Here is a 23883-nt window from a genome sequence, read left to right on the forward strand (position 1 = left end):
AAAGACAAAAGAAAGAGAATTATTGACTTTTTACTTTTTCCTGTTTGCTTGCCGAGTCATTAACAATTTCTGATTCGTGGGGTAAAGGTATTGAAGGCAACGCCTCTAAGGTTTTAGGCACCCGGCGCGACTGAGTGCGGCGTCCTAACCAAAAGGCAACGAATGCGATCGCTCCCCCGGCTGGCAAAACCCACAACCAAGGAAGTGAGTTTTGAATGGCAGAAACCCGATTAATCGTGTCTGAGTTTGGAATTAAAGGCTGTTTCTCTTCGCTTTTGCCTTCTGAGCTGCCGCCGCGTAAGGATTGGGCATACAGTTGAATTGCGCCTTGGGTGACAATGCGATCGCCCTCAAACAAACTTCCCTTGACTTCAACGACATCTCCCATCGTTCGCCCCAAGGTGACTTCAACTGGCTCAAAGGCGGTACCATTTTGCACGTAAACTCGCTGCCTGCCATTGGTTTCCACCACGGCTGAAGTCGGAATGACTAAGATAGGCGCGGGAGTTTGGTCGGTTAACACTTCCAATTCTGCAAACATCCCCGGCTTCAACTGTCCACCAGGGTTATCCAGTTCGGCTTTGACTGGCACGACTCGTGTTTCCCCTTGTACAACCGAGCCAATCATCGCAATCTTGCCTGTGAAGGTGCGATTCGGCAAGCTGGCAACCTTCACGTTTACCCGTTGCCCAATTTTCACCTTATTTAAATCTTTTTCATAGATACTCGCCGTAGCCCATACCCGATTATTATTCAGGATGGTCATCAGCTTTGCCCCCGCCTCCTCCACCGATTGACCGAGGGTAATTTCCCGGTCGGCAACGGTGCCAGAAATGGGAGCCGTTACCGTCACCAACCCTTTGTCATTGGCGCGGGTTCCCAGTTGTTGCAGCCGCGTCTGATAAGCGGTATTACTCAGGCGAATCCGGGAATTTGCCACTTTTACAGCTGATTGGGCGCGTTTGAGTTGCGCTTCGGCTTCCAGCACTTCCCGACGGCTGGTTGCTTTGGTCAATTGCGTTTTGGCTTCTGCCAGGTGAGCCAGAGACTCCAGCATTTGGCGACGTGGCAACGCTCCTGCACGCTCCAACTCGCGATCGCGTTCATACTGTTCTTGAGCAACTCCTAATTCAGTGCGAGCTTGCTGAATGTCTGCGGCGGCTATCTGCGAGTATTGCTGATAATTTTCTTGGGCTAGCTTTAAATCTGCTTGCGCCTGTTGCAGATCCGCTTCGGCTTCGGCTCGTTTTTCCTGGGAACCTACGCGCAGTTCTACTAAGTCGGGTGCGGCGATGACAGCGACGACTTTGCCTGCTTGCACCACTGCACCGGGTTCCACGAGAAGCTCAACGATTTTTCCCGGAGTAGGTGCTGTCACTTCCGCTTTTTGGCTGGGCAACGTTTCAATTTGACCCGTGGTTTTAATGCCAAAACCCAGCCGTTGTTGAGAGACTGGTTTTACCTCGATTCCCATCCGTTTTGCTGTTTGGGCATCTACTTGAATCCCTTGGGGAGTTCCCTGGCTAGCTTCGGTTTCTCCATGAAACTCATCCCCATGTCCAGCATGGGCGAGAACCGAGGTTGGTGCAGCCAGTAGGAGTAGGCTCAGGAGTGTCCCAAATAAGCGATCGCGTGCCTTAGATGGCTTGGAAGCAAAAAAAAGCATAACTAAGGGGTTCCTTGCGTTTGGATGGGATAGCGAGGTTTTCTTCCAGCCCTCTAGCAAGGGCACTTACCTACTGCCGAAATAGCCAGTGAGGCTGACCGCAACAGCGTTAAACCACCATCTAGATATTAAGTTTGCACAAAAGAATGAAATTAGGATGAAATCAGGAACCCCACCCCAACCCTCCCCGTTCACGGGAAGGGAGAAATCCTGCCCTAGGTGGATATCGGTGCTGTTTTGTCGCCCCTTCCTGCTTTCAACTAACTTCTGAATTACTTTTTGTACCAAGCTTGTCGCCACTGCTGCATTGTCTCAATTTCTGCTTTTTGTGAAGCAAGAATTTGTTGAGACAATTGTTTAATTTCGGGACGCTTCGACTTATTCAGTGCATCTTGAGCCATTGTTAAAGCACCTTCATGGTGAGCAATCATCCCATTGATAAAGCGCAGATCGAATTCAGCATCAGCAGCGCCCATATCCCCAGACATCATCATGCTTTGGCGTTGATTTTCTGACATGGGAACTACGGATTTGTCTACACCTCCGTAAGCAACCAGCTGATTGCTGGCTTGGGGATACCATGCCTGTCGCCACTGTGTCATCTGATTAATTTCTTTGTTTTGATCTTGGATAATATTGTCAGCTAACTGCTTGATTTCAGGGCGCTTAGATTTTTGTTGGGCTTCTTTTGCCATCATCACCGCACCTTGATGATGCACGCTCATCGCGTCAATAAACCGCAGCTCGTAATTAGCATCGGCTGACCCTAAATCCATTGCCATGCTATGATTCATGCCGCTTCCGTGTCCCGTGTGTTCCATGTGTGCCATGCCGCCAGCATTTGATGGGGAAGCATTTGGGGCTGGGTCTTGGTTTTGGGAGCCACTAGAACAAGCTGTCAGAAATCCGCCAGTCATGGAGGCGATCGCTACCAGGGTGACAGCCCAAAAACTATTTTTAAAAGAATTAATTTGCATAGACTTTAGGGGCATCAATTTATTTGGCTATCCTCGCTCCTGCTCTGTAAGTTAGTTCAAGAAAGCAGTAGGTATTTCTCAGTGTTTTACAAAAAAATGAAATTAGGATGAAATCCCGATAGGTCATTAGGAAGACATCTAAAGTATTTAATTAGATATAGCAGCCCTATGTGACTTGGGGAAAAAACGAACCGCCAAGACGCACTAGCGGAGCCATGCGCGTTAGCGCTATAGAGCGCGAAGAAAAGAGAGCAAGAGAGATTTTACAACTCATTTAGGCTTGCTACAGAACGTCAACCTAACCAAAAGATGTGAAAATAACATCACATCTGCATTAAATTAGCCAAGAAATGCAGCAGTGCATTTAATTATGCAAAGGCAGTCGAATCGTAAATGTGCTGCCTTTGCCCAATTCGCTCTGAACGTCGATGCTGCCGTTGTGGGCAATTGCGATCGCTTTGGCGATTGACAAGCCCAATCCAGAACCGCCTGTGTGTCGAGAGCGATCGCTATTTACCCGATAAAAGCGGTCAAAAATCCGCGTCTGCTCTGGAAGTGCAATGCCAACGCCAGTATCTTTTATAAAAATTAGTGCTTGGGTGCTGCTCTCTAAAATCACCGCCACCTGACCCCCAGCGGGCGTGTATTGGATGGCATTCACCACCAAGTTAAAAATTAGGCGATACAGCTGTTCTTCGTCACCGTTGACGTGCAAAGGTTCTGGCGTGCGAATATCTATAGAAAGCGTCAAATCGGCAGCGATCGCTAGCGCTGATAATTCTTCTGTAACATCACTAACGAGATCGTTGAGGCAGACGGGACGATATTTGATTGACAAAGCCTGCCGATCCATACGGGAGAGTAGCAACAAATCCCGAACCAATTCAGATAGGCGGTAATTTTGCCGTTCAATGGTTTTTAGAGTGTCTCGCGCCTCTAGTTCGCTGAGTTGATTCATTCTCAGCGTTGATTCAACCGTTGCTTGAATTGCCGCTAAGGGCGTCCGCAACTCATGGGCAGCATCTGCCGTGAACTGTTGGATTTGCCCATAAGATTGGTAAATCGGTTGCATGGCTAGCCCAGCCAACCACCAACTGGAACCGGCAACAACAATCATTGCCACCGGCAACCCCAGTAAGAGAATAAATTTCAAGGCAGTCAGATGATCGTCCAATTCTTTGAGACTTCGCCCCACCTGAAGGTATCCCCAAGGGCGATTGTCTTTGGTATGCAGCGATAGAGAAATTTGATGAAAACGGGTGCCTTGGCGATTCTGGAGGATTTGCCATAATTCTTCGGTAGAAACGCGATCGCCTTTATCTGCCGCTGGCAATCCCACTGGCTGAAGTCCTGCCAAGGCAACTGGGCGTCCGGAACTATCTAGCAGCCGCACGTAGTAGTCGCCTTGGTGAATTGCCCCCAAAGTGTGACGAGTGGGATTTTCTATCTGGCTAACGCATTTTTCCCCAACCAAACAAATATCCGGCAACAGTTGCTGGACATCAGGTTCCAAGCGTCCCGGTTGCTGCAAAATTGGCTCCATACTGTCGTGCAGCGTACCGGCAACTGATTCCAATTCTCGGTCGAGGGCAACCCAATTCGCACGCGCGATCGCTTCATAAACCGCAACGCCACACAAGCTTAAAATCACTCCCATAACGCCTGCATACCAACCTGCCAGCCGCCAACGAGTTAGTTGAAAAAGTTTGTTTTCATTCACGTTAATTGGTAATTGGTAATTGGTAATTGGTAATTGGTAATTGGTAAATCTTATTGGTTATTATCTATTTACCAAAAACTAATGACTACTAACTAATAACTATTCAAACGATAGCCTATCCCATAGACCGTTTCGATAAAGCGATCGCATCCAAAAACCGCTAATTTACGCCGCAACAATCGCATCTGCGCGGCTACTACATTACTCATCGGTTCTGCACTAAATTCCCAAAGCTGAGTTAATAACTGATCGCGGGTAATAATTTGATTGGGATGCTTCATCAAATATTCCAGCAACTGAAATTCCTTGCTAGTCAGAGGAATGATTTGTTTGTCATCCGATGGATTGTGATAGCAAACCGTATGAGTGCCGTAATCTAAAGTCAGGTTTCCCACTTGTAGTTGTTGGGGGTGAAGCTGAGGCGATCGCCTTTGTAATGCTCGCAATCGTGCCAATAGTTCCGCCATCCCAAACGGTTTCACCAAATAGTCATCTGCACCAGCATCCAATCCAGCCACCTTATCTTCCATCCGATCTTTAGCAGTTAACATCAATACTGGCAGAGGATTATTTTTCCCCCGTAGTCGCTGACATAACTCAATTCCTGATAATCCTGGCAGTAACCAGTCAAAAATAGCCAGCGTATATTGCGTCCACTGAGTTTCTAAAAACTCCCATGCCTGCGTGCCATCCAGAACCCAGTCAACCACATACGCTTCTTGACTGAGAGTTCGCTTAATTGCCGCCCCTAAATCTGGCTCATCTTCAACTAGGAGAACCCGCATAATCCCCTTTTTTCTTCGATTTGCTACCCATCAGCAAGGTAGCACTCTGTAGGGACAAAGAAATTGCGCCTCTACAGTAGTATTTTAAGCACTTTGGTAGATGTAGATAAGAGTAAATATTGCTACAAAATTGGTAGCAAACCACAATTTACCTGCTCCCACGCAGAAAAAAAAATGCAGACTAGACCAAACCAACCGATGACACCAGATAATGCATCTACATGGGTGGAAAGACTGGCACGTTTGGGCTTTGGGGCGCGAGGCGTCGTTTATGCGACGGTGGGAGTGCTGGCAGCGCAGGCGGCGTTTGGTGCTGGCGGCAGAACCACCGATACGCAGGGTGCGCTGGTGACGATTGTGACGCAGCCGTTTGGGAAATTCTTGCTAGCAATCGTTGCTTTAGGCTTAGTAGGCTTTGTCCTGTGGCGTTTTGTGGAAGCGATCGCCGATCCTGAAAACAAAGGCACCGATGCCAAAGGTCTTGCATCGCGCCTGGGAGCGGTTGGCAGCGGCTTAATCTATGCTGGTTTAGCCTGGAGTGCGATTAAGCTGATCCTGGGTTCGGGAGGCGGCAGTAATAGTAATTCCTCCCAAGACTGGACAGCACGCTTGTTAGCGCAGCCCTTCGGTCAATTTCTAACTGGGCTTGTGGGAGCCGCTGTCATCGGCATGGGCTTCTATCAATTTTACAGAGCCTACAAAGCCAAATTCCGCAAAAAGTGGAAGGTCAACCAGATGAGCGAAAAAGAGGCGAAATGGGCGACCTTTGCGGGTAGATTTGGGATTGCTGCTCGTGGCGTTGTTTTTTCCATTATTGGTTTATTTCTGCTCCAAGCGGGGCGTTTGTCTGACGCTAATCAAGTTCAGGGACTAGGTGGGGCGCTAGCAGCGCTGGCACAACAACCTTTTGGCCCTTGGTTGTTAGGAATTGTGGCGCTTGGTTTAATCGCTTATGGTATTTATAATTTCGTAGAGGCGCGGTACCGCCATTTTGCAACCAGGTAGTCAATTTTTAGAGGTAATCGCAAAGATAGGCTTTACGGTGGTTGAATAGATAGTTAGGTATGTTCCTAACTTCAGATATTTCTAAGTCCTATGCTCAACAAGCATGATGAGTTGTTACTGAAGGATCTTAAGCTTCAACCCCTTTGGCTGCTCCAGTTATATATAGTTCTAGGAGTAGTGGCAGCAATTTCTGGATTCGTGCTTGAGAGCGGAAATCTCTCAAAAGCTGCTTGTCTTGGAGGGGGTTTCCTGATTGCTCTGGGAGCTGAAAAATTAGTAACGCACCGAATCAGAAAGGCTGCACTTTCTTTGATTAATAGAAACTAAGGCTGTTTTTCATACTTTTCCTCTCAATTCTCGGCCTAAATCCAAGAATTGAGTACAAGAATTGAGCTGTGAAAATTACAATTCAAAAATTATCAAATGGTTTGACAGCAAAATCTCCCAGCGTCACTGTAAAACTTTCCCGATTACCAGTGGCGACAAAATTAATAATTACTTCACTCGCTACGGCAACAGCCAACATTACTAAATTCCGCGCTAACGGGTATTCGCAAACATCATCGTTGGCTGGTGAAGGAACGCGGTAAATTTCATTCCAAATAATCTCTGCATAATCGGAAGCTAAGCCAACGTGCAAGCAAGGAATATTTGCATTGATGCAATAATCTTTGACAATTTTACGGCTGGTGCTGTTATCAAAAGTATCAATAACAAGCGTACTCCCGCTGAGCAATTGGGCGGCGTTTGCTGATGTTAATTCTTTCGGACGCCCATCAACGGCAACACCCAAGGCACGATAGAGGGTATTGGTGAGAATTTTAGCTTTGTAAGCGCCAACATCTGAGCGGTAATAAGGCTGAGTAGAGAGATTGCGTTCCTCAATGCGATCGCGATCGATAACCACCAGCTTACCGAAGCCAGAACGTGCCAGATTTTCGCTAATATTCGCCCCCAGCGCCCCCGCACCGCACACCGTCACCGGGAAGTCTTTTAGCTTCGCCATCAGTGCGGATGTTCTGTGGAGTTGTTCGTGAAAGAAGATAGACATTTTTGCTAATGGCTAATGACTAATTCAAAAGTCCCAGTTATCTCGCGCTTCGATAACGCCAACGAGGGATTGCAAGTCAAAATCGCGATCGCGTCCGCTTAGGCAAATCCCAGAACTAATCACTGTCAAATCGCCCTTGTCGATTGCAGAGATGTGACGTTCACCGTTGCGGGTTGTCCACTCGACTTGCCAAAAGTCACCGCGATCGCGCACATCTTCGAGTTCGCCACCACCCATCCCCAAGGCATCGCGCACGCGGCTTTCATCACCTGACATCGCCCGCCGATACGGATCTTGCCGTACCTCTTGGTAGTGTCTGTATGGGCGTTGTGCTTGCTGCTGGCGTCTTGTATCCCGTCGCTGCTGGCGCAAGCGTTCTTCTTCAAGTTGTTGCTGCCTTCGGCGTTGATATTCTTCTGTCTGCTGTAACGCCAAGTCATAGACGGTACGCATCTCTGGCGTCATCCCCGCAAAGCGAAGATTTTCCGTTTCCGTCCCATTCCTCAATTGTTCTCTGAGTTGTTCCGCCACCAGAGGATCGGCACGTCGATCCAGTTCATCAAACCACCAAGCGCTGCCATCCCAACGCGCAATTATTGGCTCAAATGCTGCACCCTCAGTAACTAAATATACCGGCACTGGCTTAGCGGCACCCAAGCGCTGCTGCATATCAGATTCGTTAACAGGGTACGCAAGCCAAGTTTGTCCTTCCAACACATAAGCCAAACGCAGGCGCAACGGCTTCAACAGTCGCAGATATTCCGCCACCTGCGGCAAGTTTGCTTCCTCCACCATTTCAGCCTTTTTTTCGTTCATTGGCTGAAAAATGCCCCATCCTTCAAAGTTTTGTGGCTGCGGTTTAAAGGTATAAACCATCCCCGCTACAGAAGCGCGTACTTTCCCCCCACCTACGCATGGTGCGAGAAACTGAGTATCGCGTAATTGCACTTCCTGTGCAGCAATTTGGTTAAGGAGGTTGCGAATATCTGCCATTTCTTTAGGACTATATTTTTATAGCTATGAGGTTGCAATACTATTAATGGCTTGCCAAAATTCATGCCTAAAAGACTCTGATAAAACCAATTCAGGATCGTGTCCGAGCCTGATTAAAAATTTGCAGCCTAATTGCTCAAGACTGTACCCGCAGATATATAAGAGTGAATGCCATTCTTTTGGCGATAGGAACTCCCCTATTTCATTTGGGTTATCTAGAACAGTTTTGTATCGCCAAGTAACGGCGTGTGTTCCATGTACGTATTGGCAAAGTATGCGGTATAAAGGGTAAGTGCGTTCCCGATTCATCGAACGCAACATAGTACGAATGTCGGGTATTTTCGGGAATGATTTATACTCTGGTGGTAAATCACTAATGGTTGCCTCGCGAAAAAGCTTGATGTTGTCCCTGACCTGCTCACTCTCTAAGGTATCAGCGCCAAGTGCATTCAAGCTATTTATATAGCGATCGGAGAATTCAGTTTCTTCTTTTTGCATGAAGGCAACTAAACGAACCTCTCTTTCAAATGGATCTTCCGGCTCTAGCATCCAAAGTGCATTCATAGCAGTTTCAAAAGCTGAGCGCGAAATAACCACCGCTGAAGGCAGAAGGTAAAGATATTGTTGAGCTAAAGACACCACACTTTCTACATGACAGATAGTGAGCTTTAATAAATAAGCCGCTTCTACATCTGCTCTACATTTCTCTGTTGGCTGAAATTTTATAAAGTCAGACGCTACGTTTGTTAATTTGCTGACAAGTTCTTCTAAAAATTTTGACGCTTGCTTTATTTCCGGTGTAGTAGACAAAACGGGATTTTTCACACAAAACCCTTTGCTCTATTGATTTGATTTTTTATGGATTTACACAAACCGATGAGCGAATTCATAGGTAAAATCAACTCTTCCCTTGCGTAAAACGGCTGGATCTAATCTTTCAGTTGTATTGCAAGTCATCAAAACCACTAACTTTTGCTTCGTATGAATTCCCGAATCATCAATTACGCTTTGATACAATGTTCCATCCAGTAAGCTCAAAATATGCTCCGTCTTATTATTATTTTGAGCAGCTTCAGAAGCGCGATTTTTGGCTAAATTATCCGCTTCGTTGATAATTAGACAAATTCGCTCTAAGTAACTTGGCGGCACAAAATTCTCAACCGCATCGTGATCCAGAATAAAAATCACATATCCGAGAGGCGCGAGAATTTCTTGTGCTACAGCTTGCGTCCAAGCAGTTTTCCCCGTACCCGGATCTCCGTGGACGAGAACCGCCAACTGACTTTGGTCGAGAATTGCCTGCTGTACCGTATCGGTAAAACTTTGAATGTCAGCGGGAAACGACCGAATTGGAAATTCGCCGTGAATTTTTCCTACACGACTTTGGTAGCCACTCAGCATCACTGCAAGATTGAAAGTTGCTTTATTGATCAGTGGCGCTAGTTCCTTCGCCATTAGGGTATAGCGTCGTCGTCCCCGATCTAAATTTTCAATTTCTAGCCAAGCTTGCTGTTGAGGCCAATAGGCATAAACCGTGTTAATAATATCGAGACGTTCCCAGTTAACAAATCGATCTACCGGAAAATAAAAATATCGATCTAGATAATACTGGGTAATCATATCTGGACGACCCAATAATTCCAGAATTTTGAAAATCGTTATTTCCTGTAGCCGGTTGAGGACGTGTTCAATGGGAATGCTGTTACGACTGACAAATTGAATCACCGGCGAATCAACACTTAAAACGTCTTGGAAGCGATAATCTGGAGTTGGAGGATCTGGGGTAATATAATTCCAGAATTCATCAACTTCATATCGCGTACTTTCAGAAAATACATTTAAAATATTTGCCCACCAAGTATATTCGTTGCGACCCATTGCATCAGCAATGTCGCTTGCTAAACCCAAAGTTTTCTGGCTTAGCTCTTTGGAATCGTTAAACACTAAATGCCAAAGAAATCCCCAGTCTATCTGCCGAGTTAAGGGTCGCCAACCTGCACCTAATAAGCCTTTAGCTTGCGGGTTTTTGTTGCCTGGATTGCTTTCGTCGTTTCCGAAATATCCCGATCCCATAGTTTCAGTTCTTCTTGCTTTGTGATGGAATGATGAGAAAGTAATGCGCTTAATTTTTTTCCAAGCTGCCATTAAATTTGTTGCAAGTATTCGGCTGGAACGCAATCCACCAACCAAACCCCATTTTCAGAACAGTAAAATTCATATCCTACTTTGTGCATCGCCGCCGCATCTACAGCAAAAACTATTGGACGACCATGTCGTGCGCCGACAGTTTTTGCAGTGGAAATATCCTTCGATAGATGGACGTGGTGCCGCGACATTTTACACAGTCCTGTACTCAAAATTGATTCGACGGTACCGTGTCCTGTACCGTGGTATAACACATCTGGAGGAACAACGGCTTCTAGCTGCAAATCAACTTCTGTACTATGTCCTTGATTCGCCCGAATTAAGGTACCTGTTGAGTCAAAAGAAAAGCGTTTTTTGTCATTTTTAGCAACAACTTCATCAAGTTCAGCACGAGTAAGCATAAAAGAACGATCTGCACACGCTTTTAGAAGTTCATCGACAGCAACCCAGCCACCAGGTGCAAGTTCAAGACCAATGGCTTCAGGAGTATGCCGAAGATGCTTGCTGAGATATTTGCTAATTTTAACTAAGCGAGAATTATTCATTAAGTCGCTCTTTTTAGCTTAACAATACCAGTCATCTTCTAAATATCGCTTGACCAATCCTGCGTGGGATAAAGGACTCGATAAATCGTCTAAATCGCAGTTTGTTTCATAATCTAATAACAATACTGTTTGGTCTGCACTTAGCTGTTTGAGTTCCGCAAGTAGGTTCTGAAGGCGGTTCTCTAGTACCCATTTATACGATGGTAGGTAGATGGCACGACGCGCTTCTACATAGGACAATAATTTGTCTCCGGTTAAGCCTGCACGATGCCCTAGAACCTTGCCGAAAGTTTGTGTCGTGCGCTTGATCCCTTTCATATTAGCGATCGCTAGTTTGCCCGGATCTACATCCGCAGACTCAAAAACTTTTAATCCTTGCCAAATTCCTTCAACGGTATAGCTGAAGTGTCCTGGGGAAAAAGGAACGGGAATTCCACCATGCGGATAAAAAGGGCTAAAGCGAACCCAAGGTTCGGTACTGCGAGAAGTTACGTCGAGAATCGTTGCTGCATCATAGCGTTTACGCAAAGTATCCAGGGATGTGCGGCGACTTTTTACAAAAAGCGGCATTGAGGGCTAAATGTGTAGAGACGCGATGAATCGCCTCTTGAGTCCTGAGTGGGAAAGAAGAAAGGGAAATTGAATATTTGTATTATAAGGTACTACAGGATGGTTGTGGCAGATTCCCGATCGTTTCTATTTTCCCAATCATAGGGGCGCACAGGCGTGTGCCCCTACTGCATTACCGTGCAATGAGTTTGATATTTGGCTAATGCAACTCAGTACCGTCTTTGCCGAGGAGGTAGCGATCGCTGCAAAAGAAGCAACGCGCAGAGAACAAAGGTTTAATAAAGAAGGAAATTAACACCGAGTTTGATGATGAACTTTGTGCTGAATACGACAGCGCTCAAATGCATGGGTATGTCAAGGGGAAGTATGTTGAACGTTACAAACAAAGCACTAACTTAGTATTGCTAGCACCCAATGTTGCTAAGGCTTTTCCAAGTGATGAAGCAGTGAATAAGGCACTATGACTTTTAATTAGATTTTCTAAAACTCATCTGGAAAATCTTGAGTAAAAAATAAATTTACCTTTGATTGAACTGAATGGCGGGCATTGCTTGCCAGGTAATTTTTGGCTCAAACTGGAAGCATCGATCTAAGTCAAGTGAAGTTAATATAAAAGCTTGGGTTGGTGGGCAATGCCATTCTACTCTGTGTAGGGATGTCGGGATTTTCGCGGGCAATGCCCACCCTACAAGAGATCGCGCTAAAAATGAAGCATTGGTACTGATGAGCTATATGACAAATCCAAATTCCCGACCATCAAATCATCCTTTAGCTACGCTAAATTATCTGTCTGAATCATTTGTTGATGATGCAACACCCTTGACTGAATTTGATTCAGGCGAGCCTCCAAAACCTCCGCGACGCAGACCTCCTACTGGAGCAGAGTTTGAGCCAACCTATCTGGGTAAAAGGATCGTCAACGTGATGGAAGAGTTGGTGCAAAAAGAGGCGCTCGCACAGTTGGCGGAAATTGAAGCCACAAGCGATTGCATCCAGAAGCTGAGAGATATTGTTGCCTATGTCTTGAATAGAGTGCCCCCTCTCTATGCCACCACAAAAGAAGGTGCCGAGTATCAGCAACAACGTGCCAGAGACGAACTCCAACAACTGATTTCCCAGCAAGTCACAGAAGCGATCGCCTACATCAATAGACCATAATTTTTACCATAACGACAAGCCAAGTCCCACTTTAAATTTAATTAGTAGGTTGGATTAAGGTAACGAAATCTAATACCCCTTCTATAGTTGGGTTGAGCTTACGCTCAACCCAACTACATTCTTTGAGCAGTTACTTATCATCCCGTACTGGTAGCGGTGTCTCCAGAATTTCCATTAGCAACTCTAGACGCGAAGGACGAGACAAAAGCAGGATAAGATTCGGCAGCGAGTAGTAGTCACCCGCAAAGCTGAAAGTATCTACTTGCACCTGTTTTTCCTGTAACCGACGCTCCAGCCAATCGTAGGTTTCTATTTTTCTAATCATAAGAGCGCACACTCGTGTGCCCCTACACGTATATACCGTGCCATAAATTTGATATTGACTAATGCAACTCAGTACCGTCTTTGCGGAGGAGGTAGCGATCGCGTCTTATCTGTCTTCAAAACAGCGATCGCTCTTCTGTACCAATTTTGGCTCTAGCGATCGCGCAAAGGCGTATCCACCAAGCAATTTCTCTGTAAGATAGCTGCATCTGCTCGTAGAAGTTAGATTGTGTCATACGCGATGAAATAGCTAAAAACAAGTCAGCTAAACTTATACTTGAGCTGAGACTTCTGCAATCTGCAATCCTCCATCCCAAGTCAGCGTGACTCCATTTCAAAAATAGACACTATGACACTCAGTAGAGAGCAAGCGCTAGAAACCCTACAAACATATCTGGTCGCTGGAGAACGGCTCAAAGCCACATCATTCCTGGCGGATGCCTTGATTAATAACGGATTTGTTCAAGCCGCTGCCTTGTTTAACGATGCTCAAGGGAAAGAAATTGCCCCTGATGTTTGGATGTCGGCAATAACAACAATTGAAGATACCCCCGAAGGATCTGTAATCGATAATGTTTTGTACAGTCCACATAATTGCCACTTGATGGGCGTTTATCCAAATGAAGAAGATGACGAACCAGAGTTCACATACTCAATTGGACTTTGGTATAACTTTCAACACCCAGAAATCTTATGTGTAGGGCTTCCTAATCGCGTTTCAGGGGGACTGATTAACGAATACGCTCAAGAAATTGCCGAGGGGAATGCCCCGCCTCTGGATACTCCTTTGGATGGCGTACTTGCTGACGGTTATCAGCTCCAATTTAAACTTTGTAGTAACAAGGCAAAAACAGAATACACCTGCTGGGCTTCCTGGTTTAACGGAGGTCTCCACTATCCTGTTATCCAGATGATTTGGCAAGACAAAGAATACCGCTGGCCTTGGGAAGAAGGGTTCCGCCCAATTCAAGCTCAACCCTTGCTAACCTGAGTTGTAGGGTTTGCTTGGTATAGCCGTAACTGCCCGTAGTTTTTTAGAGTAATAAGGACGAATCCTCAATTCATCTAAAAACTTTTCGGAAATAATACTATCAATCGGAAAGTAGAACGCCAAATCCCCAGATTTGAAATTACCCTTGGCGGTAATAACCTGATACGCCATCCCTTCAAACGTGCAAATGTCTAATCTGTCTGCATTTGGGTGAGGATTGGCGCTATTAATTTTGACTATTTCTACTTTAAAAATGCTCATGACAAATTTATTAAAATTTGAAATAAGTCTGAATTCTTTTTCCCTTTGCTTTAACGCGAAAAATTCGTTTTAATATTGCTAAATCATCGGGATGCTCTTCGCCAGCAATTTGCCATACGGCAAGGGCTACCACTTTGTACGCTGTCTGTATTTCGCTCATGGCATCTTTTTGGGATGAATATATTTTTGGCAAGGATTTGCCACTAGCGGCAAATCTACATTTATCGTTGATATATTTCACCGATAGCGAAACCTATGCAGTCCAGCGTAGGGTGGGCACTGCCCACCCTACTTTTTTTGTCAGGGTAAGTTTTTTAAAACCTACCCCTACTTGTCATCCCGGACTGGCAAAGGTGTCTCCAGAATTTCCATCAGCAACTCTAGACGCGAAGGACGAGATAAAAGTGGCATCAAGTTCGGCAACGAGTAGTAATCACCCGCAAAGGTGAAAGTATCTATCTGCGCCTGTTTTTCCTGTAACTTGCGCTCTAACCAATCGTAGGAATAACCTACTTTGACGATGAGGACGCTTGGCTCTACTTTGAGCTCGCGCTTGTAGGCGTCGAAAGTTTCTACAAAGTAGGGAGCTTTATTTTCTCCTCCGTCCGTCACCAGGATGATTTGCTCAACCAGCTGCTTTCTTAGGCGCATCGCTTCCAACCCGCAACCGATGCTGGTGGCACCGTTTGCCTTGATGTGCTGGAATGCCCGTTCCCAGTCACTCAACTGGTTCCCAGTCGCTTTGACGGGGTAAGGCATGGTGTCGAAAGCGTAGACGAATAAATCTGCCGCCGCCATACCGGAAATTAAAGCGGCAATGCGCTTTCCGACTTCGATGGCACTCTCCATTGAGCTAGATTTATCGACTAATAAGGCAGTCGGTTTGGCAATTTTGCCACGCTTTTTCACCTGTTCGTCCATGACGCGCTCTAGCCGTGCAGCGGTATCGGCGTCTAATTCTGCCGCATCTGCTGCTACACGCGCCTTTAAAGCTGCTACTCGGACATCTCCTTGCGCTTTCTCCAATTTCTCGTCGATGAGTGCTTTTACCTGGGGGTTTCCCATCGCACCGCGAGATTGCAGTGACTTGAGGTTGTTAATCACCTCTTGTGGTGTCATGGAGTTAATCAGCGCGACTAGCACGGTGGGGGTCATTTGTTTGATGGCTCCCACGGCAACTGTGTAGGGAATTTTGTGTTCTACAATCAGTTGCGCTTGCTCTAAGGGTGAAGATGCGATCGCCATCAGCTTTAGCGCAAAGGCTAAACTATCTTCTGGCGGGTTGTCCTTGAATAACACTGCATCCGCGCGATCGCTCGGTTTAATATGCAAGCTAGCATACAGGTGCTTCATCGCACTCCGTGCCCGGAGCGCTGCCCGATCGAAGAATACAGGATTTTTCTCCCGTTCCTTCAGATAGCGCCGCACCGCAGTCCGAGTAGAACGCGGCAACTTACCCCGGTGTTGCTTCAAAAAGTCTACAATCCGCGCAACTTGATATGGCGGAAACTCTTGCAAAAGCACATAACCAGCATCGCGGTGTTCCCCTAAGCTACTGCTCAGCAAACTCCCCACAAATACCTCTTTGTGGTCGCGGACATCCCCGTTGCGCTGATACCAGACTGCTAAATGTCCGTAGAAGATGGGGTCGCTTTCCACCATCGTCCTGTGAACTTCACTCACCTTCTCTAGCTCCCGGTGAGGCGTGGTTAGCAGACTATTTAACATATCTAAACGCAAGTCGCGCTCGGCTGTTTGCACAGGAATCACCTCGATATAAGTCACCCCGTACAAGTTGAGAAAGCTCTTGGTTACTTTGGAAATAAGTATGTAAGCTTTCTCGGTTTGGATACGGGGCGAACGCTTGAAGAATTGGAAATTATAAGCTCCGCGCAAGTCGGCAAAGCCGTTTCACTTTTTCTGGTGCTCTACCACTGAGCTACATCTCCAATTGGAGAGAATGGGATTTGAACCCATGACAACCAGAACCCTAGGTGTGTATGCTTCACTCATCTGGGCGCGGAGCAGAAAAATATAAGTGCCGTCTGCTCTTGGAGATAAAGTCACGTCGCCTAAAAGCGTCGGTTTCGCTTCCACGGTTACTGGCAGATGGCTTCAAAATCAGATACTTCTATATACTACAAAAGTAATACAATACCGTCAAGAGACTGGAAAAAAATTTTTGCGCTTTAGAGACTGACGATAGAATACAAATTCTCTACCAAGTCAGAACACCTGTATGGGGATGGTTCATTTCTATCGCCGTCCGGTTGCGGTCGATTTATTTGCGGGTGCGGGTGGATTTTCTTTAGGGATTGAGCAGGCTGGGTTTGATGTAGCGGTGGCAGTTGAAGTTGACCCCGTTCACGCAGCCGTTCACGCCTTTAACTTTCCCCATACCCAGGTTTTGTGTGCCGATGCCAGGACGCTATCCGCTGAAGCGATTAGAAAAGCGTTACAGAGATGGGCATTGCACAAGGGTACCAGCGGGGTTTCCCCACCCGCACCCGCTTGGAATGGTGAAATCGATTTAGCAATTGGGGGACCCCCTTGCCAAGGGTTCTCTTTAATGGGCAAGCGGCGTCTCGACGATGAGCGCAACGATTTGGTATTGCATTTCTGTCGATTAGTCATTGAACTGCAACCCCGTTACTTTCTCATGGAGAACGTACCCGGCATTGCTCAGAAAGAACACGCGATTTATCTGGAACAGCTCAAGAGCGCGTTTAAATCCGTTGAGTACCACATCACCGAACCCGTGCAGGTATTAAATGCGGCGGATTTTGGGGTGCCGCAGAATCGGAAAAGGCTATTTTTATTAGGAACTCGTGCCGGGGAGGTGCCTTTGTCTTATCCTGTTGTCGCAGGTTTTGTCGCAGGTAAGGGCGTTAAGACAACCTTCCCCGATACTTCATTCCCGGATACTTTATTCCCGGATACTTTATTCCCCGATATTTCCTTGCCAAAGACTTCCTTGCCAAAGAAAAGAGGCAAAAAGAAGAATCCTTTGAGCCTGCACTCTTTATCCTTTCGAGTGACCGTGAAGGATGCGATCGCCGATCTCCCCAACCTAGATGATTTTCCCGAACTCCTGACAACCGATGAAGTCTTGCTACAGCAGCTACAACTAGAGCAGATGGAGACATTAGCCAGCATCTATGCAAAGCACTTAATGGGGATTGCACCCGAACCGAATAATTTCGCCTATCCCCGGCTAGTCAATCCTCATCTGTTGACTAGCTCTCTGCGAACCCAACACACGGCAGCTTCGATTGAACGGTTCGAGAAAACAGTGCCCGGACAGCTAGAATCGGTGAGTCGCTTTCGACGGTTGAATTGGGATACGCTGTCCCATACCTTACGCGCCGGTACGGGTTCTGGAGGCGGTCGCTATACCTCTCCCCGTCCGATTCATCCAACTTATCCCAGAGTGATTTCAGTCCGCGAGGCGGCACGACTGCACTCTTTTCCTGACTGGTTCCGCTTCCACACAACAAAATGGCACGGGTTTCGACAAATTGGAAACGCCGTGCCGCCAAAACTGGCAAGAGCCGTCGGGTATCAAGTTATTGCTGCCTTAGGGATCAGACCACCCATGCCACAACAGCCGATAAATTTGGGTGATATCGAGCTAGTGAGGTTTAACCCGTGGGACGCGGCTCACTATTGGATAAGCGTCAATCGTCATGGTTGATTGCAACCCACTACTGAGAACTGACGACTGACAAATCGCTAAATCTACTTTTGTACCTGACTCTTGGTTGCAGAGACAGGATTGTATCCCGGTGCTCCTGGAGGATTTTGGGATTCAGCAGCCCCTTCTGTAGGACCCGCGATCGCTTTCCATGCAGGAAAACCGCCTTTGAGTTCAGCCACGGACTGGAATCCAGCCGAGCGAAGTTCGGAAGCTGCGCGAGAGGTTTCGGTGTCGCTGTCGCCATAGACGTAGATATCGCGGGCGGGACGAAGGCTAGTTTTCGCACGCTCTACTAATTCATCCATCGGCATGGACATGGCTCCCATGATGTGGCCTTCGTTGAAGGCACCGCGCTCGCGCACATCGAGAATTGTTAAAGCTGGCTCGCCCCATTCCAGACGGGATTTCAGGTCATTCACGCTGGACTGCGTTTTCATTCCCGGTGGGGTGGGAGTAATATCTGGAAGGGCTTCTTTTGCCTTAGAAATGGTGTCTTGAACCTTGGCACTAGCGCTTTCAACGCCACTTACGGCTTTGTCTTTAGCGCCTTCAATGTTGTTTTGAATGTCACTCATAAAAAAACTCTAAGTAATTGATCTCTTCAATGGAAATTTAATCAAAATTTGATATTTAACTTCTCTTTCTGGAGAAAGAACATTTAAATAATCCTTCTTTAGGCAGAGTAAAGTGTTAGAATTCCTATCCCAATTGACAAATATTTTCGGCAAAATTGCGGCAAATAAACAGCAACTCTCGCCTAAACTAAACTGGATCTCATGGTGTCTAGTATTCAAACTCTACCGGCAGAGGTAGTAAATTTAATCGCCGCTGGAGAAGTCATTGACTCTTTGGCTGCTGTAGTGCGGGAATTAGCGGAAAACGCCCTTGACGCCGGTGCAACCCGCATCAGCATCTCCCTATCGCCGGAACAGTGGCGGGTGCGAGTCGCAGATAATGGCTGCGGCATGGATTTGGTAGACCTGAAACAAGCTGCAACTGCCCACAGCACCAGCAAAATCCGCGACTTAGAAGACTTGTGGAAAATTAGCAGTCTGGGATTTCGGGGAGAGGCGTTGCACAGTTTGGCAGCGTTAGCAGAGTTGGAGATTTTTAGTCGTTCTGCGGGAAGTTGTGAAGGTTGGAGAGTGGTTTATAACTCAGTCGGGGAATTCGTGCAGGTGGAAACTGTAGCGATCGCGCCCGGTACTGTTGTCACCGTCTCTAATCTGTTTGGCAATTGGTTGGCGCGGCGTCAGGGAATGCCTTCCGCCGCCCAACAACTCAGAGCAGTGCAAGCGACGATTCAGCAAATCGCCCTTTGTCATCCTCATGTCACCTGGCAGGTTCAGCAAAATGACCGCCAATGGTTCACCATTAGTCCTGGGAAGACAGCGCAACAGATTTTGCCTCAAATTCTCCGGGAAATCCGACCGAGTGATTTGCAGCATCTAACAGTGAAAGTGCCAACCCTTCCAGAAAAAGCAGGAACAGACGCGCCTGGAAGCGGCGGAGAATCTAACTCCACTCTAAACTCAACCCTGACAGTGGTACTCGGCTTGCCAGACAGATGCCATCGCCGCCGTCCCGATTGGGTACGGGTGGCGATGAATGGAAGGCACGTAAAGTCGCCGGAACTGGAGCAAACGATCCTGGGGGCTTTAATGCGAACGCTCCCGCGCGATCGCTATCCGATCTGTTTTCTGCATCTTTTCATCTGTGCCAGTCAAATAGACTGGAACCGCCATCCTGCCAAAGCCGAAATTTACTTAAACCAGCTCAATTACTGGCAAGAACAGGTGACAGCAGCGATTGAGCAAGCTTTGCGTCTAAATGTGGGGACGATTCTGGAAAAAACTCCAGAGCGAGTCAGCCGCCTGATCAAAGCAGCGGAAGCGAAAAGTGCCTACAGCGTCAATCGTTCCCTGCAATCGCAGCCAACGGATACTCAGGCAAAGAAAACTGATGAGATCGGATTGATGGAACTCCGAGCCGTTGCCCAAGTTCACAACACCTACATTGTGGCAGAGCATCCGGCTGGGGTGTGGTTGGTGGAGCAGCACATTGCCCACGAACGGGTTTTGTACGAGCAGTTGTGCCAAGCTTGGCAACTCGTCCCCCTAGAACCCCCCGTCATCTTGAATCATCTTTCTCCTGCTCAGATCCAGCAACTCGAACAGATCAACCTAGATATAGAACCTTTTGGCGAACAACTCTGGGCGATTCGCACGGCACCCGCACCCTTACGAGAACGAGAAGATTGTGCAGACGCCCTAGTGGAACTCAGCTTGGGTGGAGATTTGCAAACCGCTCAAGTAGCGATCGCCTGCCGCACCGCCATCCGCAACGGGACTCCTCTCGGCTTGCTCCAGATGCAAACTCTCTTAGAACAATGGCAGCGAACTCGTCATCCTCGCACCTGTCCCCACGGTCGTCCAATTTATTTGTCCTTAGAAGAATCAACGCTTTCGCGTTTCTTTCGCCGTCATTGGGTAATTGGCAAAAGTCATGGGATTTAGAAATAATTCAGTAAGGACACGGCAATGCCGTGTCCTTACTGAATTATCAAGAATCAGCAGTAACCTTTTGTTTCTTTTTCCTCCCTTCTGTCTTGATATTGTGTTCGTACCAATTCATCAAAGGAGTAGCACTAATCCCATGCAAAAATACAGAAATCACGATGACGATGTAAGTAATCCAGGCAATTTGTTCGCCCAAAGTATCTTTTAAACCTTCGCCAAAAGCATAGGAAAGATAATATAAAGAACCAACGCCACGAATGCCAAACCAGCCAAACAAAAAGCGGGTTTCAGAGGGGTAGCGACGACCGAGAAAGCTAATCCAAACTCCTAGAGGTCGAATCAAAAAAATCAACAAGACTGCTACCAAGAGACCCTGACCACCAAACTGGCGAATCGGCTCATACCGCAATAGCGTTCCTAAGATCAAAATTGTTGCAACTTCCAGTAATTTCTCAACTTGTTCGGTGAATTCAAATTGCGAAATTTTCTTTTCGGGATCGTGGTAACTCCGCTGAACGACGACTCCAGCCACAAAAACTGCCAAAAAGCCGTAGCCGTTAACAATTTCTGTCAAAGCATAGGTAATTAAAATCGTACTGAGAGCAACAAAATCCTCCATCAACTCATCGACCTGGCGGAAACGTTGCAGTTGCTGGTCAACCAAAACAACCATTTTTGCCGCGATAATTCCCATGACAATGCCAGCTGCGATCGCCCAAAGTAAATCAACCGCTACCCATTGTTTAAACCAGTTGTCCCAGTTGCTATCTTTTAAGGAGTGAATCCCGAAATAAACAAACGGAAAAGCGAGCGCATCGTTTAAACCGCCTTCCGAAGTCAAACCAAAGCGCAGCTCATCTTTATCTTTTAGATCTCCCATCTGAACTTCTGAAGCCAAGACGGGATCGGTTGGCGCGAGAATTGCACCGAGTAAAATCGCTGGTCCCCAATCCATTTTTAAAAACCAATGACCAACCGCAGCGATCGCAAAAATTGAAATCGGCATCAGAAATCCAATCAACCGCACTGTTGTGTTCCACGACCTTAATCTGAGTGGGCGATTCATCTTTAGACCGCAGTTAAAGACGGAGACAATCACCACAAATTCCGTTAGTCGTTCCAGAAATTCGGCGTCTGGTCGTATCTGAATTAACTTAAGCCCGTATTGCCCTAATCCGATACCCACGAGCAGGTAAATGATGGCATAGGAGAGGGGTAATCGTTTAATCCAGCCCGATCCCAAAGTAACCATCAGCAGGAGTAGACCAATCACCAACAGGTCAAGAATATAGATAGATACAGGAGGGAATAGGACTTGGAGCATACATTTAGCGATGGCATAGTTGAAAACAGTACCCTCTGAACTCTACTGACTTGCCGAAGACCCCAAATCATCACCGGGCTAGATTTTAGACAAAATGCAATCGATCCACTTTTACGACTGAAGGCTGAGGATCGCACTCCTGAAAAGCCTCTAAACCCTGACGCCAAATTATCCTGTAGTGGAAGGTTTTCTAGTGGAAGGTTTTCGCTCCAGATTACAGCGATCGCATCGCTGCCTCTGCTAGCTTAGTTTTGCGATCGATAAAAGGAAAAAATAAAAGGAAAAACGCTATGACACTGCCTGATGGGCCGCAGACGTCGCAATTCCTGCAACTACTCCAATGGATTTCCCAACCCGTGCAGTACCTAGAAACATCTGTTAAAGCTTATGGTGACTGCTTCACAGCCCGCTGGGGTGGCTTTCCCCCGTATGTACTCATTAGCAATCCGCAAGGAATTCAGGAGCTGTTAACGGCAGATCCCAGACAATTTAACAGCGGTAGTGGGAATAAGATTTTACAACCTTTGCTGGGCGACCAATCTCTGATATTACTAGATGGCGATCGCCACCAGCGCCAGCGACAGCTATTGACTCCGCCCTTTCATGGGGAACGAATGCGAGCTTACGGCAAGTTGATTTGTGACATTACCGAGGAAGTCATGAATCGGCTGACGATTGGCAAACCCTTCCTAATTCGTGCCACCACGCAAGAGATTTCTCTGGAAACCATCTTAGGCGCTGTCTTTGGCATCAATGAGGGTCAGCGTTTTCAGGAACTCAAGGGACTCCTCACTTCGATGCTGGATGCTGTGAGTTCTCCCCTCTCATCCGCCGTCCTCTTTTTTCCATCACTCCAACGAGATTTGGGTTCTTGGAGTCCTTGGGGAAAATTTCTTCGCCAACGGCAGCAAGTTGACCGACTCATTTACGATGAGATTCAGCAACGCCGGGAGCAATTCGATCCAGATCGCACAGATATTCTCACGCTGCTGATGTCTGCGCGGGATACTGATGGGCAACCAATGACGGATGAAGAATTGCGCGATGAGTTAATGACCCTCCTGTTGGCGGGTCACGAAACCACGGCTTCAGCGATCGCTTGGGCATTGTATTGGATACACCGTCAGCCAGAGGTACATGACAAGCTTCTCCAAGAACTGAATAGTGTTGGGGATGTTTCAGATGTCAGCGCCATTTCTAAACTTCCCTACCTCAACGCTGTTTGCTCGGAAACGTTGCGAATTTATCCAGTGGCGATATTTACTTTTGGTCGAATTACGCGATCGCCAGTGCAACTGATGGGCTATCAATTTGATGCCGGTACACCGCTTGCTGCCTGTATTTATCTGGTTCATCACCGTGAGGATATTTACCCCCAAGCAAATTCTTTCAAGCCTGAGCGCTTTTTGGAACGGCAATTTTCTCCCTATGAATATTTGCCCTTTGGTGGCAGCAATCGTCGTTGTATCGGGATGGCATTTGCCTTGTTTGAAATGAAGCTGGTACTGGCGAAGATGCTTTCGCGTTATCAACTAGCTCTCACCGATCAACGTCCGGTTAACCCTGTCCGTCGTGGCGTTACCTTAGCACCCCCGGCAACGATGCAGATGCTTATCACCAGTCAGCGTCCCCAGAATACTCAAATACATCAGCCCCTTTCTACGTCTGCATAAATAACTGTTCGCTCAATTGTCATTCAGTTTGAGCTTTAGCCAGTCCAATCAGGATTTACAAGAAACGCTTGGAAAACTAACAGGTACGGCTGAAGATATGCAAAAGACTCTATACACTGCAAAAATGGCTTGTGAAAATCCCTAGTAAATTTGCACAGTTCTGACTCTTATTGATTCCTTCTGTCTTCAGTCCTATCTTCTAATGAAAAGGTCATGGGCTTAAAATATGCAAGTCTTGGTACCAAATCTTCTTTCCCATGTCCTCTTGCAATTCACAGCAGCGGCGGGAAAACCCCGCCTCTACAGGATTCAGCAGTTTTTAAAGTCAGGATATCCAGAGGCGATCGCTACCAAGATAGCGATCGCCTCTGGTTTAAGATTGAGAAAAACAACGATTTTGTAAATATGGTGAAGTAAATGCTCAATTTCTATGTAGTTTTAGCTAAAGGCTGGTTAAAATCTGGAACTTTTAAGTGTTT

At 46.9% G+C, this 23883-nt stretch carries 23 protein-coding genes; 7 read left to right on the top strand and 16 right to left on the bottom strand.

The annotated features are described in order from the left end of the window. Positions 1–19: 19 nt before the first annotated feature. The 4 genes from NDI33_RS12070 to rppA form a co-directional block, all read right to left on the bottom strand. On the bottom strand, positions 20–1666 hold the full coding sequence (locus NDI33_RS12070) for an efflux RND transporter periplasmic adaptor subunit (RefSeq protein WP_190674817.1): 1647 nt from the start codon (positions 1664–1666) through the stop codon (positions 20–22). 272 nt (positions 1667–1938) lie between these two features. Further along, the gene (locus NDI33_RS12075) at positions 1939–2643 is read right to left on the bottom strand and encodes a DUF305 domain-containing protein (protein WP_190674820.1); all 705 of its coding nucleotides are present in this window, start codon (positions 2641–2643) and stop codon (positions 1939–1941) included. 364 nt (positions 2644–3007) lie between these two features. Further along, positions 3008–4363 (bottom strand): two-component system sensor histidine kinase RppB, encoded by a 1356-nt coding sequence (rppB, locus tag NDI33_RS12080; RefSeq protein WP_190674823.1) that lies wholly within the window; start codon positions 4361–4363, stop codon positions 3008–3010. A 92-nt stretch (positions 4364–4455) separates the two neighbouring features. Beyond that, a complete protein-coding gene (gene rppA, locus NDI33_RS12085) occupies positions 4456–5148 on the bottom strand; it encodes a two-component system response regulator RppA (RefSeq protein WP_190411629.1) in 693 nt (230 codons plus the stop codon). Between the two features lie 174 nt (positions 5149–5322). Here rppA and NDI33_RS12090 point away from each other — a divergent pair, with 174 nt between their 5' ends. After that, on the top strand, positions 5323–6153 hold the full coding sequence (locus tag NDI33_RS12090; protein ID WP_242033087.1) for a DUF1206 domain-containing protein: 831 nt from the start codon (positions 5323–5325) through the stop codon (positions 6151–6153). Between the two features lie 409 nt (positions 6154–6562). Here NDI33_RS12090 and NDI33_RS12095 read toward each other — a convergent pair whose 3' ends face one another. From NDI33_RS12095 to NDI33_RS12120, 6 genes are all read right to left on the bottom strand, one after another. Beyond that, a complete protein-coding gene (locus NDI33_RS12095; RefSeq protein WP_190674826.1) occupies positions 6563–7204 on the bottom strand; it encodes a ThiF family adenylyltransferase in 642 nt (213 codons plus the stop codon). A gap of 24 nt (positions 7205–7228) precedes the next feature. Beyond that, positions 7229–8197, bottom strand: a complete 969-nt coding sequence (locus NDI33_RS12100) for a hypothetical protein (RefSeq protein ID WP_190674828.1) — start codon at positions 8195–8197, stop codon at positions 7229–7231. A 24-nt stretch (positions 8198–8221) separates the two neighbouring features. After that, entirely contained in the window at positions 8222–9022 is an 801-nt protein-coding gene (locus NDI33_RS12105) for a DUF5677 domain-containing protein (protein ID WP_190674832.1), read from the bottom strand. 39 nt (positions 9023–9061) lie between these two features. Further along, a complete protein-coding gene (locus tag NDI33_RS12110; RefSeq protein WP_190432469.1) occupies positions 9062–10270 on the bottom strand; it encodes an AAA family ATPase in 1209 nt (402 codons plus the stop codon). A gap of 71 nt (positions 10271–10341) precedes the next feature. After that, positions 10342–10887, bottom strand: coding sequence for an RNA 2'-phosphotransferase (locus NDI33_RS12115; protein WP_190532174.1), 546 nt, complete (start codon positions 10885–10887; stop codon positions 10342–10344). A gap of 18 nt (positions 10888–10905) precedes the next feature. Beyond that, complete coding sequence (locus NDI33_RS12120; protein WP_190411623.1) at positions 10906–11457, bottom strand: hypothetical protein; 552 nt, start codon at positions 11455–11457, stop codon at positions 10906–10908. A gap of 732 nt (positions 11458–12189) precedes the next feature. On the opposite strand from NDI33_RS12120, the gene NDI33_RS12125 reads away from it, so the two are divergent. Continuing rightward, a complete protein-coding gene (locus NDI33_RS12125; protein WP_190429778.1) occupies positions 12190–12615 on the top strand; it encodes a late competence development ComFB family protein in 426 nt (141 codons plus the stop codon). A 130-nt stretch (positions 12616–12745) separates the two neighbouring features. Here the strand turns inward: NDI33_RS12125 and NDI33_RS12130 are convergent, their stop codons facing one another. Beyond that, entirely contained in the window at positions 12746–12940 is a 195-nt protein-coding gene (locus NDI33_RS12130; RefSeq protein ID WP_190429779.1) for a hypothetical protein, read from the bottom strand. Between the two features lie 348 nt (positions 12941–13288). Between NDI33_RS12130 and NDI33_RS12135 the strand changes: the two genes are divergently transcribed. After that, complete coding sequence (locus NDI33_RS12135) at positions 13289–13930, top strand: DUF4262 domain-containing protein (RefSeq protein WP_190674834.1); 642 nt, start codon at positions 13289–13291, stop codon at positions 13928–13930. On the opposite strand, the gene NDI33_RS12140 is transcribed toward NDI33_RS12135, so the two are convergent. The 3 genes from NDI33_RS12140 to NDI33_RS12150 form a co-directional block, all read right to left on the bottom strand. Next, complete coding sequence (locus NDI33_RS12140) at positions 13922–14191, bottom strand: hypothetical protein (protein ID WP_199300373.1); 270 nt, start codon at positions 14189–14191, stop codon at positions 13922–13924. The genes NDI33_RS12135 and NDI33_RS12140 overlap by 9 nt on opposite strands. Positions 14192–14201: 10 nt before the next feature. Next, positions 14202–14432, bottom strand: a complete 231-nt coding sequence (locus NDI33_RS12145) for a hypothetical protein (RefSeq protein ID WP_190429772.1) — start codon at positions 14430–14432, stop codon at positions 14202–14204. Positions 14433–14518: 86 nt separating this feature from the next. Then, positions 14519–15952 (bottom strand): hypothetical protein, encoded by a 1434-nt coding sequence (locus NDI33_RS12150; RefSeq protein ID WP_190675098.1) that lies wholly within the window; start codon positions 15950–15952, stop codon positions 14519–14521. Positions 15953–16436: 484 nt separating this feature from the next. Here NDI33_RS12150 and NDI33_RS12155 point away from each other — a divergent pair, with 484 nt between their 5' ends. Next, entirely contained in the window at positions 16437–17885 is a 1449-nt protein-coding gene (locus NDI33_RS12155; RefSeq protein WP_199302389.1) for a DNA cytosine methyltransferase, read from the top strand. A gap of 44 nt (positions 17886–17929) precedes the next feature. Here the strand turns inward: NDI33_RS12155 and NDI33_RS12160 are convergent, their stop codons facing one another. Next, entirely contained in the window at positions 17930–18463 is a 534-nt protein-coding gene (locus NDI33_RS12160) for a rhodanese-like domain-containing protein (RefSeq protein WP_190411620.1), read from the bottom strand. A gap of 201 nt (positions 18464–18664) precedes the next feature. Here NDI33_RS12160 and mutL point away from each other — a divergent pair, with 201 nt between their 5' ends. Continuing rightward, the gene (gene mutL, locus NDI33_RS12165) at positions 18665–20404 is read left to right on the top strand and encodes a DNA mismatch repair endonuclease MutL (protein ID WP_190674839.1); all 1740 of its coding nucleotides are present in this window, start codon (positions 18665–18667) and stop codon (positions 20402–20404) included. Between the two features lie 46 nt (positions 20405–20450). On the opposite strand, the gene NDI33_RS12170 is transcribed toward mutL, so the two are convergent. Continuing rightward, on the bottom strand, positions 20451–21731 hold the full coding sequence (locus NDI33_RS12170) for a sodium:proton antiporter (protein WP_190674841.1): 1281 nt from the start codon (positions 21729–21731) through the stop codon (positions 20451–20453). A gap of 290 nt (positions 21732–22021) precedes the next feature. Between NDI33_RS12170 and NDI33_RS12175 the strand changes: the two genes are divergently transcribed. Both NDI33_RS12175 and NDI33_RS12180 read left to right on the top strand, forming a co-directional pair. Beyond that, positions 22022–23404, top strand: coding sequence for a cytochrome P450 (locus NDI33_RS12175; protein WP_190674844.1), 1383 nt, complete (start codon positions 22022–22024; stop codon positions 23402–23404). 226 nt (positions 23405–23630) lie between these two features. Then, a complete protein-coding gene (locus tag NDI33_RS12180) occupies positions 23631–23807 on the top strand; it encodes a hypothetical protein (RefSeq protein ID WP_190674847.1) in 177 nt (58 codons plus the stop codon). Positions 23808–23883: the final 76 nt, after the last annotated feature.

Source organism: Trichocoleus sp. DQ-A1 (genome assembly GCF_039961955.1).
Lineage (GTDB): Bacteria > Cyanobacteriota > Cyanobacteriia > Cyanobacteriales > FACHB-T130 > FACHB-T130.